The sequence below is a fragment of the Streptomyces sp. 4F14 genome, assembly GCF_048159485.1.
Lineage (GTDB): Bacteria > Actinomycetota > Actinomycetes > Streptomycetales > Streptomycetaceae > Streptomyces.
This window is the reverse complement of record NZ_JBLRVY010000005.1, coordinates 44,445-57,854: the sequence shown is the minus strand read 5'-3', so window position 1 is coordinate 57,854 and position 13,410 is coordinate 44,445. Positions and strand designations below refer to the sequence as shown.

Below are 13,410 nucleotides of genomic sequence, written 5' to 3'. Positions count from 1 at the left end.
GCGGGTCTTCCGGTCGGTCCCTTGCGCCTCGTACGGCTCGCACGTCCCTTGCCCCTCGAACGTACGTCATGTTCCGGAGGTGCCCCGGTTCACCCGGACGGCGTACGGGTCCGCGGAGGGCTCGGGCGACCGCGGAAGCCGTCAGGCGGGACCGTCCGTGACGCCGCCGCCGTCCCAGCGCGCCCGTTTCATGTCGAGGCGCGGGAGATGCCCTTGGGCGGCGGCGCTCGCCTCCTTCAGCGGGGTGCCCTCGGCGCGGTAGTGGTCCAGGGCCCGCAGTTCGTGTCCAGGCAGCAGTGCGCCGTCCGCGCGTACGACGCGCCACCACGGCACGGCGCTGCCGTAGAGGGCCATCACCCGGCCCACCTGGCGGGGGCCGCCCTCCTGGAGCCACTCGGCGACGTCCCCGTACGTCATGACGCGGCCCGGCGGGATCAGCTCGGTGACGTCGAGGACCCGCTCGGCGTACTCGGGCAGTGCGTCCGTGTACTCCGCGCGGGCGTCGTCGGGAAGGCTCTGCTCGCTCATCCGTCCCATCCTGCCGCACCGCGCCGACAATGCGACGGGTCCGCGACACTGTGTGACCCTCGCCCCCGAAGGGCGCTTCAGGCAGACTGTGCGCCCCGCGTTCGCACCCTGACATCACCGGATGTCGGTCGGGCATGCCACCATCGTGCGGGCGGTGACCGGTGATACGAGATCAAGAAGAGACGATGAAGCAGCAGGGTGTGCATTCCGAGGACGCGGAGGGCACCTCTGACGGCGCGTCGCGCCCGGACACAGGTGAACCGCCCACGCGCGGGAACGCGAGAAAGCCCGAAGGGGCCGAGGGGACCAAGGGGCCCGAGGAGTACACAGACGTGGCACACGTGGACGAGGTGGAGGGCGACGAACCGCTGCTCCCCGCGCGCGTGCACCGCCCCTCCGACCTCATGCGGCTCCTGGCGGGCGTCCTCGCGGTCGTGGTGCTCCTGGCGATCGCCGCGTTCGCGCACGGCACGACCTCCGGCCTGGAGCAGGACATCAACAAGGGCACCGGTCAGGCGCCCGACCTGCTGATCAAGATCGCGGGGCTGGCGTCCAGCATCGCGATCCTCCTGGTGCCGGTGGCGTTCGCGATCGAGCGGCTGATCAAGCGCGACGGGCTGCGGATCGCCGACGGCGTCCTGGCGGCCGTCCTCGCGCACGGGGTGACGCTCGCCACGGACCTGTGGGTCGCGAAGGCGGCGCCGGACTCCATCCGGGAGGCGCTCACCCAGCCCTCCCCCGGCGACATCCACGCCCTCACCGACCCGGTGCACGGCTATCTGGCACCGGTCATCGCCTACATGTCGGCTGTGGGCATGTCACGCCGCCCGCGCTGGCGCGCGGTGCTGTGGATCGTGCTGCTGCTCGACGCGCTGTCGATGCTCGTCACCGGCTACACGACCCCCTTCTCGATCATCCTCACGGTGCTGATCGGCTGGAGCGTCGCCTACGGCACGCTGTACGCGGTCGGCTCGCCGAACGTCCGCCCCACCGGGCGCACGCTGATGGCGGGCCTCAGGACGGTCGGTTTCCGTCCGGTCAGCGCCGCGCGCGTGGAGGCGTCGGAGTCCGGTGACAGCGACCGGGGACGGCGCTACTTCGTCACCCTGGAGGACGGTGCCCCGCTGGACGTCACGGTCGTCGACCGGGAGCAGCAGGCGCAGGGGTTCTTCTACCGCGCGTGGCGCAATCTGGCACTGCGCGGCTTCGCGACCCGCTCCAGCCTCCAGTCGCTGCGGCAGGCGCTGGAGCAGGAGGCGCTGCTCGCGTACGCGGCGATCGCGGCGGGCGCCAACGCGCCCAAGCTGATCGCGATGTCCGAGCTGGGTCCGGACGCCGTGATGCTGGTCTACGAGCACACCGGCGGGCGCACGCTGGACTCGCTGGCGGACGCGGACATCACCGACGAGGTGCTGCACAACGCGTGGCACCAGGTACGCGCGCTCCAGTCGCGGCGTATCGCGCACCGCAGGCTGGCGGGGGACGCGATCCTGGTGGATCGTTCCGGCACGGTGATCCTCACGGATCTGCGCGGCGGCGAGATCGCGGCGAGTTCCCTGCTGCTGCTCATGGACGTCGCCCAACTGGTGACGACCCTGGGGCTGCGCGTGGGCGCGGAGCGGGCGGTGGCCTCGGCGGTGAGCGTGCTCGGTCCGGACGCGGTCGCCGACTGTCTGCCGATGCTCCAGCCGATCGCGTTGACGCGCTCCACCCGCGCGACGCTGCGCCGGCTGGCCCGGGAGCGGGCGCAGCGCGAGCGGGACGCGGTCCTGGAGGCGTCCAGACAGGCCAAGCAGGCCCGTTCCGAGGCCGCGGAGGAGCCGGAGGCGGTCTCGTCCGGGAAAGCCGCCAAAAAGACGCTGAAGGCCGAGGCACGGGCCGAGAAACGGGCCCTGGACGAGGCGCTGGAGGGGGCCCGCGAGGACGACCTCCTCACCCAGATCCGGCACGAGGTGCTGCTCATCCGCCCGCAGGCGCCGGTTGAACCGGCCCGCCTGGAGCGAGTGCGCCCGCGCACGCTGCTGAGCTTCATGGCGGGCGCCCTGGGCGCGTACTTCCTGCTGACCCAGCTCACCCACATCGAGTTCGGGCCGCTGATCTCCAACGCCGAGTGGGGCTGGGTGGCCGCCGCCGTGGCGTTCTCCGCGCTCAGCTACGTCGCCGCGGCGATGAGCCTGCTCGGGTTCGTGCCGGAGCGGGTGCCGTTCCCGCGCACGGTCGCCGCGCAGGTCGCCGGGTCCTTCGTGAAGATCGTCGCGCCGGCCGCGGTCGGCGGGGTCGCCCTCAACACGCGGTTCCTGCAGCGGCAGGGGGTGCGGCCGGGGCTCGCGGTGGCCAGCGTGGGCGCCTCGCAGCTCTTCGGGCTCGGCTGCCACATCGTGATGCTGCTGTCCTTCGGCTACCTGACTGGCATCGAGAAGACGCCGTCGCTGACACCGTCCCGGACGGTCATCGCCGGGCTGCTGACGGTCGCGGTGCTCGTCCTCGTCGTGACCTCGGTGCCGTTCCTGCGGAAGTTCGTCGCCACGCGCGTGAGGTCGCTGTTCGCGGGTGTCGTGCCGCGCATGCTGGACATCCTCCAGCGCCCGCAGAAGCTGATCACCGGCATCGGCGGCATGCTCCTGCTCACCGCCTGCTTCGTGATGTGCCTGGACGCCTCGATCCGCGCGTTCGGCGACGAGTCGACGTCGATCAGCCTCGCCAGCGTCGCGGTCGTCTTCCTCGCCGGCAACGCGCTCGGCTCCGCCGCGCCCACCCCGGGCGGCGTCGGCGCGGTGGAGGCCACCTTGACGGTCGGCCTGATCGCCGTGGGCCTCCCCAAAGAGGTAGCCGCCCCCGCGGTCCTCCTCTTCCGCCTCCTGACCCTCTGGCTCCCGGTCCTCCCCGGCTGGATCGCCTTCAACCACCTGTCCCGCAAGGGCGCGCTGTAGCTCTACGGGGCGGTACGGGCTGCTCTGTGCCGTCGGTACGGCCACGGCGGGCACGCGCGGGCGGGCGAGGCAGCGGGGCACACGAGCCTCACGCGCGGGTGCCCCGGTCCCTCGTACGGCTCCCGTCCCGCGCGCGCGGGAGTGTGCGGCGCCAGGATGGGGATCATGGCGAAACGTTCCGTCGCGATGATCTCCGGTCTGGTGCTGCTGTCGTCCCTGATGGCGGCCTGCGGAAGCGGGGCGGGGGATGAGGGTTCGGCGGGGCAGAAACTGAGCTGGAAGGACTGTCCGGCGCCCTCGCAGGCGGAGGGCGGAGGGAACGCGCCGTCTCCGCTGCCGAACGGCGGGACGTGGCAGTGCGCGACGATGCGGGCGCCCCGGGACTGGGCCGAGCCGGACGGGGACACGATCGGGATCGCGTTGATCCGCGCGCGGGCCAGTGGGGACGCGGACGACAGGATCGGTTCGCTGGTGTTCAACTTCGGCGGTCCCGGCGGCTCGGGCGTGACCACCCTGCCGTCGTTCGGCGCGGACTACGCCAAGCTGCGCACCCGGTACGACCTGGTGAGCTTCGACCCGCGCGGGGTCGGCCGCAGCGCCGGCGTGAAGTGCGAGAGCGACCAGCAGCTCGACGCCTACTTCCAGCAGGACATGACACCCGACGACGCCGCCGAGCGCACGCAACTCCTGGCCACCACCAAGGAGTTCAACGCCGCCTGCGAGAAGAACTCCCCGAAGATGCTCCCGTACGTACGGACCACCGACGCGGCCCGGGACATGGACCTCATGCGGCAGGTCCTGGGCGACGGGAAACTGCACTACTTCGGCATCTCGTACGGCACCGAACTGGGCGGCGTCTACGCGCACCTGTTCCCGAAGAACGTGGGCCGCGCGGTCCTGGACGCGGTGGTCGATCCCACGCAGACCTCCGAACAGGGCTCCCTGGGCCAGGCGAAGGGCTTCCAACTGGCGCTCGACAACTACGCGCGGAACTGCGTCTCCCAGACGGAGGACTGCCCCGTCGGGAACACCGCGCAGGAGGTGAAGGACCGCATCGCGGGGCTCCTCAAGAGCCTCGACGCCAAGCCGCTGCCGGGCAATTTCCCGCGCGTGCTCACGCAGACCGCCGCCACCAACGGCATCGCCCAGGCGCTGTACTCGAAGGACTTCTGGGAGTACCTCACCGAGGGCCTGGAGCAGGCGTACGACGGTGACGGCAAGGTCCTGATGCTGCTGTCGGACCTGATGAACGGCCGCAGCCCGAACGGCGAGTACAGCAACATGTCCGCCGCGAACACCGCCATCGACTGCGCCGACGACAAACCCCGTTACACCCTGGCGGACGTCGAGCGCCGGCTCCCCGAGTTCCGGGCCGCCTCCCCCGTCTTCGGCGACTTCCTCGCCTGGGGCATGGTCAGCTGCACCGACTGGGCCGTCCCCGGAGCCGCCGACCATCCCGACGTGAGCGCGCCCGGCGCGGCCCCGATCCTCGTCGTCGGCAACACCGGCGACCCGGCGACGCCGTACGAGGGTGCCCGCCGGATGGTGGAGGCGCTGGGCAAGGGCGTCGGCGTCGAGCTGACGTACAAGGGGCAGGGACACGGCGCGTACGACAGCAAGGACAAGTGTGTGCGGGCGGCGGTGGACGGCTACCTGCTGGACGGCAAGGTCCCGGCGGCGGGAACCGTCTGTCCCCGCTGAAGCTGCTGGTCACAGGGTTATCCACAGGCTCTCACAGCCATCGCTCGCTCCGCCTACGATGACTGCACAGCCGTTCGACGCACGGAGCGGACGGCACGAGGGCGGGGGTGCGCGATGGCGCGATTCGTACGGTGGGCCGCGCTGGGGGCGGTCGCGGCGCTGGTGCTGGCCGGGTGCGGCAGCGGATCGAAGGAGAAGGCGGACGACGGCGGGAAGACACCGGCCTCGGACGCTCCCGCGGCGTCCGGACTGCCCGTATCACTGACCGGACAGAAGCTCGACTGGCGGCGCTGCACGGGAGATTCGGCGCTGGACGACGCATGGCAGTGCGCGACGCTGAAGGCGCCGCTCGACTGGTCGAAGCCGGCGGGACGCACGATCGACGTCGCGCTGCTGCGGACGAGGTCGAGCGGATCGGCGAGCGAGCGGATCGGCTCGCTGCTGTTCAACTTCGGTGGTCCGGGCGGCTCGGGCATCGACACCCTGCCCTCGTTCGCCCCGGGCTACACGACGCTGCGCGAGCGCTACGACCTGGTGACCTTCGACCCGCGCGGAGTCGGCCGCAGCGAGGGCGTGCGCTGCCGCAGCGACAAGGAGATCGCCGCCGCCGAGAGCGTGGACGCCACTCCGGACACGCCCGCCGAGGAGCGGGCGTTCTTCCAGGACGCCGACAGCTTCGGCCAGGGCTGCGAGAAAGCGGCGGGCGAACTGCTGTCCCACGTGTCGACGACCGACACGGCGCGCGACATGGACCTGATGCGCCAGGTCCTGGGCGACAGGAAGCTGTACTACTTCGGCACCTCCTACGGCACCGAACTCGGCGGCGTCTACGCGCACCTGTTCCCGAAGAACGCGGGCCGGCTGGTCCTGGACGCGGTGGTCGACCCGACCGCCGACGCGGTGGGCCACGCCCGCAACCAGGCTCAGGGCTTCCAGCGGGCGCTGGACAACTACCTGAAGTCGACCGGCCAGGACCCGAAGGCGGGCACCCGGAAGATCGCGGCCCTGCTGGAGAGACTGGACGCGAACCCGCTGGCGACGTCGTCCGACCGCGAGCTCACACAGGTCCTGGCGATCACCGGCATCGTCACCCCGCTGTACTCCGAGTCCTCCTGGCCGAGCCTGACCAGCGCGCTCAAGGAGGCCGAGGACGGCGACGGCTCGGGCCTGCTGGCGCTCGCGGACGCCTACAACGAGCGCGACGCCTCGGGGCGCTACAACACGGCGACCCACTCCCAGCGGGTCATCTCGTGCCTGGACGACAAGCAGCGTCCGACGCTCGACGAGACGCGCGGGATCCTCCCGGAGTTCGAGAAGATCTCCCCCGTGTTCGGCCCCTTCCTCGCCTGGGACAGCACGGGCTGGTGCCACGACTGGCCGGTGCCGGGCCAGTACGAGACCCCGGAGGTGAGCGCCCCGGGCGCGGCCCCGATCCTGCTGGTCGGCAACACCGGCGACCCGGCGACACCGTACGAGGGCGCCCGCAGGATGGCCGACGAACTGGGCGAGAAGGTCGGGGTGCTGCTCACCTGGAAGGGCGAGGGACACGGCGCGTACGGCAGCGGCAGCGACTGCGTCGACTCGACGGTGGACGCCTACCTGATCGACGGGACGGTGCCGGGGGACGGAAAGGTCTGCTCATGACCGCGGCGGGGGCCTCCCCCACGCGTGGTGGGCGAGGCCCCCGCCGTCCGGGAGCGGGAGCGGTCTCAGTAGACCGGCTTGTGCGGTTCGATCTGGTTGACCCAGCCGATGACGCCGCCGCCGACATGGACGGCGTCGGAGAAGCCGGCCGACTTCAGGACGGCGAGGACTTCCGCACTGCGGACACCCGTCTTGCAGTGCAAGACGATCTTCTTGTCCTGGGGCAGCGACTCCAGGGCGGTGCCGAGCAGGAACTCGTTCTTCGGGATCAGTTTGGCGCCCGGGATGGAGACGATCTCGTACTCGTTCTGCTCGCGGACGTCGATGATCTCGATGTTCTCGCCCTCGTCGATCCACTGCTTGAGCTGCTTCGCGGTGATCGTCGAGCCGAGGGCGGCCTCCTGGGCCTCCTCGGAGACGACGCCGCAGAACGCCTCGTAGTCGATGAGTTCGGTGACCGTCGGGTTCTCGCCGCACACCGCGCAGTTCGGGTCCTTGCGGACCTTGACCTGGCGGTACTGCATCTCCAGGGCGTCGTAGATCATCAGACGGCCGACGAGGGGCTCACCGGTGCCGGTGAGGACCTTGATGGCCTCGGTGACCTGGATGGAGCCGATGGACGCGCACAGCACGCCCAGGACGCCGCCCTCGGCGCAGGAGGGGACCATGCCCGGCGGCGGGGGCTCCGGGTACAGGCAGCGGTAGCAGGGGCCGTACTCGGACCAGAAGACCGACGCCTGGCCGTCGAAGCGGTAGATGGAGCCCCATACGTACGGCTTGTTGAGCAGCACGCACGCGTCGTTGACCAGGTAGCGGGTCGCGAAGTTGTCGGTGCCGTCGACGATCAGGTCGTACTGGCTGAAGATGTCCATCACGTTCTCGGCTTCGAGCCGTTCCTCGTGGAGGATCACGTTCACGTACGGGTTGATGCCGAGAACCGAGTCGCGCGCGGACTCCGCCTTGGAGCGGCCGATGTCGGCCTGGCTGTGGATGATCTGCCGCTGGAGGTTGGACTCGTCGACCTCGTCGAACTCGACGATGCCCAGCGTGCCGACACCCGCCGCGGCCAGGTACATCAGCGCCGGCGAGCCCAGGCCGCCGGCGCCGACACAGAGCACCTTCGCGTTCTTCAGCCGCTTCTGCCCGGCCATCCCCACGTCGGGGATGATCAGGTGGCGGGAGTACCTGCGGACCTCGTCTACGGTGAGCTCGGCGGCCGGCTCGACCAGGGGTGGCAGCGACACGGGGACTCCGTTGGTCGGTCAATCACTACAGTTGTTCTCTCTGCAACACTGCCACGCGCTTCTTCATTCCGAGACACCTGTCCCGATCCGCGAGACGATCTCGTCCCAGTAGCCGGGCAGGGTCTCCCAGGGGTCGTCCCGGCCGCCCCGGTCGGAACGGTCGGTGAACCAGATCGTCGCCGCGCCCTGCCAGCGGGCGATCCGCAGCGCCTCGTCGAGGTGCGTACGCGGCACGCCGTGCACGAAGTGGCAGAAGCGCTCCGGGGGATGCTCGGCCGTCCACTGCGCCGCCTGCGACCAGCGGTACTCGCTCCAGGGCCCGGAGAAGGTCACCAGCTGGTCGGCGTGCTCGGCGTATCCGGGGTGCGGGTGGGTGCCGTGGCCGAGGACCAGGTGCGCGTCGTCGGCGAACTCCCGCAGCGCGGCGGCCAGTTCGCCCGTGCCCGCGAGACCGGCGCGCTCGGCGGGGCAGCGGTCCAGGAGGAAGCCGTCGACCCGGTACCAGCTCGCGTAGCGGCCCGCGTCGTCGAGGAGTTCACCCCGCGCGCGTGCCCCGCGCGCGGAGTCGAGGCGGCCCAGGACGCGCACGCCCGCGTTGCGCAGCCGTCCGGCGACCTCCAGGCAGTGCGGGTCGGGGCGCGCGCCGGGGCCGTCGGCGACGTCCAGGACGGCCCAGTGCAACGGCGTGCCCGGGCGGGCGAGTTCGCCCCACTCTCCCGGCGCCAGCAGGGGATGCGCGATCCCGGGGACACCGAAGCCGGTGCGCACCCCGGTGCTCGCCCCGGTCACATGCGGCACGCGGCCTCCATCCAGATGTCCGCGAGGGACTCCTCCAGGTTGATCCGGGGCCGCCAGCCGAGCCGGTCGCGCGCGGTGCGCACGTCGGCCTGCTGCCAGCTCCCGCAGCCGTCCGGGTACGGGTACGCGACCGGGGCGGCGGGGTCGTGCTCGTGCCGGGGGTGGCCGATGGCCGCCCGCATCGGCCCCGGAGGGACGTCGAGTTCGTGCAGCGAGCCCGCGTACCCGGCCACCCGCGCGAGGGTCGCGGCGGCGTCCCGCAGGCGCACCGCGCGGCCGGAGCCGATGTTGATGACGCCCTGCGCGGCGGACAGCGCGGCGGCGTGCACCGCGCGGGCGACGTCCCGGACGTCCACGAAGTCGCGCTGCGCGCCGAGGCCCGCGAGCTTCAGTTCGCCGTCGCCGGACTGCATGGCGCGGCGCATCGCCTCCGCGAGGCGGCCCAGCGGACTCCCCGCGGGCGTGCCGGGTCCGGCCGGGGAGAACACCCGCAGCACGACCGCGTCGAGGCCGGAGCCGAGGACGAGTTCGGTGGCGGCGAGCTTGCTCACGCCGTACGGGCCGCCCGGGCGCGGGACGGCGTCCTCCGCCGTCGACGAGCCGGGCTGGCTCGGGCCGTACTCGGCGCCGCAGCCGATCTGCACCAGGCGTGCGCCGCAGCCGCTGCGCCGCAGCGCCTCGCAGACCGTGGCGACGGCGACCGTGTTGTGCCGGATCAGCTCCTTCGCGCCGCCGCGTGTGGCGCCCGCGCAGTTGATGACGACCTGGGGGTGGACCGCGTCCAGGAAGCGCGTCAGCGCTCCCGGGCTGCCGGACGCGAGGTCGAACCGCACGTCGGCGTCGTCCCCGCGCCCGAGCGCGGTGAGCTGCGCCGCCGGGTCGGCGAGCAGCCGGTCCGCGACGAACCGGCCGAGGTATCCGTTGGCTCCGATCAGCAGCACCCTCATCGCGCCGCCCCCAGGAAGTGCAGGGCGCGGGTCGCTCCGGGTCGAGGCGTGGTCATCTGGTCTCTCCTTCGGGGGTGGTGCGGTTGCCCGCGGCGGGGTGGTGGGGCGCGCTCGCCACGCGCGTGGGGGGTGCCCGGCGCGGGCCGTGCACGGGGGCGAGGCGCCGTCCGGCCGTCATGACACGGCCGACACCGGCGCGGCCGTACGACGGGCAGGGGGACGGCTTGGCCGGCGTCGCGGCGTCGGCGGCGGGGCGGGCGCTCAGCACGGCCGGTCCGTCCGCGCGTGGGCCGACGCTTTCGTGAGGGTGCGGGCCGTGTGGATCAGGAGGACCGTGGCGGCGGCCGTCGCGGTGAGGGCGGGGATCGCGGCGGGGCTCCAGGCGGTCACCAGGGTGTCGACGGGGACGGAGAGCGCGTCGCAGCCAGGGAGGCGGCCCGCGAGGACGGTGGCCGGGGCGAGGGCCAGGGCGGCGGCAGCGGCGGACAGGACGACCGCGGGGGCGTGCGTGAAGCCGTGGACGGTGAGCAGGCGCGCGAGGAACAGGAGCAGGCCGAGGGGGACGACGCGCGCGTACGCGGCAGGTTCGCCCAGCAGCGCGCCGCACAGCGCGGTGAGGCCCGTGAGGGCGGCCGCGTACAGGGCGACCGTGCCCAGCAGCAGCGGTCGTACGGCTCTGGCGAACTCCTCCAGGCCGCGGCTGCCGCACAGTCGGCGGCCCGCGCGGACGGCGAGGAGGTGGGCGCAGCAGGCGGCGGGCGCGCAGGCCAGGGCGAGGGTCAGCAGGGGTGCGGCGGTCAGCGGCCAGGGGGCGTCCGGGGCGAGGCCGGGCGGGCCGTCGGGGCCCCCGGTGACGGCGCCCGCGAGGAGTCCGTCGCCGACGGCGGCGTACAGCAGCAGCCAGCAGGTCGCCGGGACGGTCCGGCGCGGCACCGGGCGCGGACGCCGGCGCGGGCTCAGCGGGCCGTGGCGCAGTACGGCGCGCAGCGCGAGGGCGACGGCGAGGACGCCCGCGCCGAGGACGGCCTGCCGTTCCGTGCCGGCCGTGCGGTGCAGCCCGGCGACCGTCGCGGCGCACAGGGCGCCCGGGAGGAGGCCGAGCAGCGCCCACGCGGGGCGGGTACCGGAGGCCAAGCGCTTGGAAGGCGCCTGCTCTGTCGGGGCGTTCTCCCTCGGCACGCGCGCGTACATCTCCTCGGCGAGCGAGAAGACGTCCCGGTGCCGGAACCGGGCGGCGTCCCGGTCGGTGAGCCCGTGCGCCTCCAGCCCGGCGGCGATCTCCAGGGGGTCCACGGCGCGTTCGCACAGCTCTCGGTGGCGGTGCAGCAGGGTCTTGACGGGGTCGACGCCGGTACGGCGGGTACCTACGGCGTTGTCCCGCGCCGCAGGGGAGCCGTCCCGGCCGACCTCTCGCGCTGCCGAGGGCCTGTCCGCGCCTGCGTCCCGGGCCACCGCAGGCTCGCCCCCACGCGCCGGCCGCGCCGCAACGGCCCCGCCCTCGCGCGCGTCCCGGGCAGCCGCACCCTCGCCCCCGCCCGACCCGCGCGCCGTACTCCCCGGCGACGGCTCCCCCAGCGCCTCCCCGACCCACTCGGCCGACCGCTCGTCCCACGCCCCCGCGCTCCCCGGCGCCTCGGCCCGGTCGAGCCCTTCCACCCCGCTCACAGGCGCCCCTCCCCCACCGGAACCGCCGTACACGCGGGCCTGCCCAAGCCCACCCCCACCGGCAGGGCAGCGGGCACACCGCACCCCGCGCTGCCCCCGCCTTCCGGCACCGCACGCGCGCCAGAGCCCCCGGCACCTCCCGCCCTCGCGAGCCCCTCGTCCCCGGCCTCACCGCCGCCTCTCCGCCCGGCCGCCCACCCCGGTACCCGGCGCCCGGCCCAGCGCCCCGCCAGATGCGCCTCCGCGGGCACCCCGAACGGCATCGGCTCCCCGTCCTCGCCGACGACGACACGCCGGACGGGACACCGGGACACGACGTCCAGATAGATCGCGTCGAACGCCGCGACGTTCTGCTCCACCGTGAACAGCTCCAGCGCGCGCGCCCGCGCCGCGGCACCCAGGCGCGCACGGCGCTCGGGGTCGCGCAGGAGTGCCACGCACGCCTCGGCGAGCGCCCGCGGGTTGCGCGGGGGGACGACGAGCCCGGTGCCGCCTATCGCCTCGACGACGGCACCGACGTCGGTGGAGACGGTGGCGCGCGCGCAGAGCATGGCTTCCACGAGCCCGTCGGGGAACCCTTCGACGACGCTGGAGAGGACGACGACGGAGCCGGCCGCGTACGCCTCGGCGGCGCCGGGGAGTTCGGGCCCGCCGGGTTCCTCGAAGGAGACGGGGTTGTCGCCGACGGCGTAGGAGCCGGGGGCCTCGTCGGGGAAGAGCTGGGCGGCCAACGCGCGGCAGTGGCCGAGGTAGGCGGCGCCCTCGGCGTCGGCGGGCGTGCCGACGACACGCAGCCGGGTGCCGGGCTCCTGGCGGCGGACCTCGGCGAAGGCGTGCAGGAGGGAGACCAGGTCCTTGGCGGGCTCGATCCGGCCGACCCACACGAGGGTGCGCGGGTCGGCGGTGTCGGGCGCCTCGCCGACCTCGGCGAAGGGGGCCGCGTCGAGCCCGGGGTGGACGGTGCGCAGCTTGGCCGGGTCGGCGCCGCACCGTTCCTGCCAGCGGCGCGCGTGCGCGTTGCCGGGCGTGATGCGGGCCGCGCCCCGGTACACCTCGGCGGCGAGCCGTCCGTGGAAGGCCGCGAGCAGGGCTCGTACGGGAGCGGCAGCGCCCTCCGGCACACCGCGCACCCCGCGCGCACCTGGCGCCCCGCGCCCCGCGCGCACATCGTCCGCGCCCCGCGCACTGTCACCGCCCTCGAAACCCCCACTGCCCGCCCCCTCAGAGCCGGCCGCACTCTCCAGATAGTGCGTCCGCAGCCTCACCCCGTACTCCGTCACCACGAGCGGCACCCCGAAGAAGTGCCCGGCGAGCAGCCCGGGAAGGGCCGTGATGCCCCCTGAGGCCGCGTGGCAGAGGTCGACGGACCCGAGGGCGTCCTCCTCGTACCAGGGCAGCGACAGGGGCCTCAGGGCGCGTTCCAGGCGGTCCGTGACGGCGAGCAGGTCGGGGACGCGGGCCTCGTGGGCGGCCGGACGGGCGCCGGGCGCGCGGCAGGCGCGTTCCAGGGCGCGTACGGCCCGCTCGGAGCGGAGCGCGCCGGGCAGTCCGCCGGTGTCGCGGGCGAGTTCGGCGAGTGCGTACAGCGCGTTGCCGAAACGGTCCGCCTCAGCGGTGGAGGGGGACGCCGAGCAGATGGCCGCCACCAGTTCGCCGTACGCGTCCAGGAAGCGCCGGCGGGCTCGGCGGCCGTGGGGGGCGCCGTCGTCGGGGCGGTGATCGGCGGGCGGGAGCGCGTAGACGGCGAACTCGTGCTGCCCGAGCCCGCGCACGAGCCGGTCGCACCAGAGTCCGGCGTCACCGCTCAGATGCGGCCGGCCACCCTCCGTCAGCAGTCCGATGCGCACGAGCGCACCCCCGATCTCCCCTTCAGGGAGCCGTCGTTGACCCGACGGCTCACAGCGGGAAGAACGTATGCGGACAAGGCGGTGGTGCGGCGGACGGTTGTCCGTC

General features: G+C 73.5%; 10 protein-coding genes. 3 read left to right on the top strand and 7 right to left on the bottom strand.

What is annotated here, in order from left to right:
* Positions 1-141 precede the first annotated feature (141 nt).
* Positions 142-528, bottom strand: coding sequence for an MGMT family protein (locus tag ACLZOT_RS09710; protein WP_416968378.1), 387 nt, complete (start codon positions 526-528; stop codon positions 142-144).
* Between the two features lie 185 nt (positions 529-713).
* Between ACLZOT_RS09710 and ACLZOT_RS09705 the strand changes: the two genes are divergently transcribed.
* The 3 genes from ACLZOT_RS09705 (at position 714) to ACLZOT_RS09695 (ending at position 6,803) form a co-directional block, all read left to right on the top strand.
* Positions 714-3,458, top strand: coding sequence for a lysylphosphatidylglycerol synthase domain-containing protein (locus ACLZOT_RS09705; RefSeq protein ID WP_416968377.1), 2,745 nt, complete (start codon positions 714-716; stop codon positions 3,456-3,458).
* Between the two features lie 156 nt (positions 3,459-3,614).
* A complete protein-coding gene (locus tag ACLZOT_RS09700) occupies positions 3,615-5,159 on the top strand; it encodes an alpha/beta hydrolase (RefSeq protein WP_416968376.1) in 1,545 nt (514 codons plus the stop codon).
* 114 nt (positions 5,160-5,273) lie between these two features.
* Entirely contained in the window at positions 5,274-6,803 is a 1,530-nt protein-coding gene (locus ACLZOT_RS09695) for an alpha/beta hydrolase (protein WP_416968375.1), read from the top strand.
* Between the two features lie 65 nt (positions 6,804-6,868).
* Here ACLZOT_RS09695 and moeZ read toward each other — a convergent pair whose 3' ends face one another.
* The 6 genes from moeZ to ACLZOT_RS09665 all read right to left on the bottom strand — a co-directional run bounded on the left by moeZ (position 6,869) and on the right by ACLZOT_RS09665 (position 13,304).
* Complete coding sequence (gene moeZ / locus ACLZOT_RS09690) at positions 6,869-8,047, bottom strand: adenylyltransferase/sulfurtransferase MoeZ (protein WP_416968374.1); 1,179 nt, start codon at positions 8,045-8,047, stop codon at positions 6,869-6,871.
* Positions 8,048-8,110: 63 nt separating this feature from the next.
* Positions 8,111-8,845 (bottom strand): spherulation-specific family 4 protein, encoded by a 735-nt coding sequence (locus ACLZOT_RS09685; protein WP_416968373.1) that lies wholly within the window; start codon positions 8,843-8,845, stop codon positions 8,111-8,113.
* Positions 8,833-9,792, bottom strand: a complete 960-nt coding sequence (locus ACLZOT_RS09680; RefSeq protein ID WP_416968372.1) for an NAD-dependent epimerase/dehydratase family protein — start codon at positions 9,790-9,792, stop codon at positions 8,833-8,835. Before ACLZOT_RS09680 ends, ACLZOT_RS09685 begins: the two co-directional genes overlap by 13 nt.
* A gap of 52 nt (positions 9,793-9,844) precedes the next feature.
* Positions 9,845-10,060 (bottom strand): hypothetical protein, encoded by a 216-nt coding sequence (locus ACLZOT_RS09675; protein WP_416968371.1) that lies wholly within the window; start codon positions 10,058-10,060, stop codon positions 9,845-9,847.
* Entirely contained in the window at positions 10,054-11,457 is a 1,404-nt protein-coding gene (locus ACLZOT_RS09670; RefSeq protein WP_416968370.1) for a hypothetical protein, read from the bottom strand. Before ACLZOT_RS09670 ends, ACLZOT_RS09675 begins: the two co-directional genes overlap by 7 nt.
* Positions 11,454-13,304: a glycosyltransferase gene (locus ACLZOT_RS09665; protein ID WP_416968369.1), complete on the bottom strand. Its 1,851-nt coding sequence runs from the start codon at positions 13,302-13,304 to the stop codon at positions 11,454-11,456. The genes ACLZOT_RS09670 and ACLZOT_RS09665 overlap by 4 nt, the downstream gene beginning before the upstream one ends.
* Between the last annotated feature and the right edge of the window lie 106 nt (positions 13,305-13,410).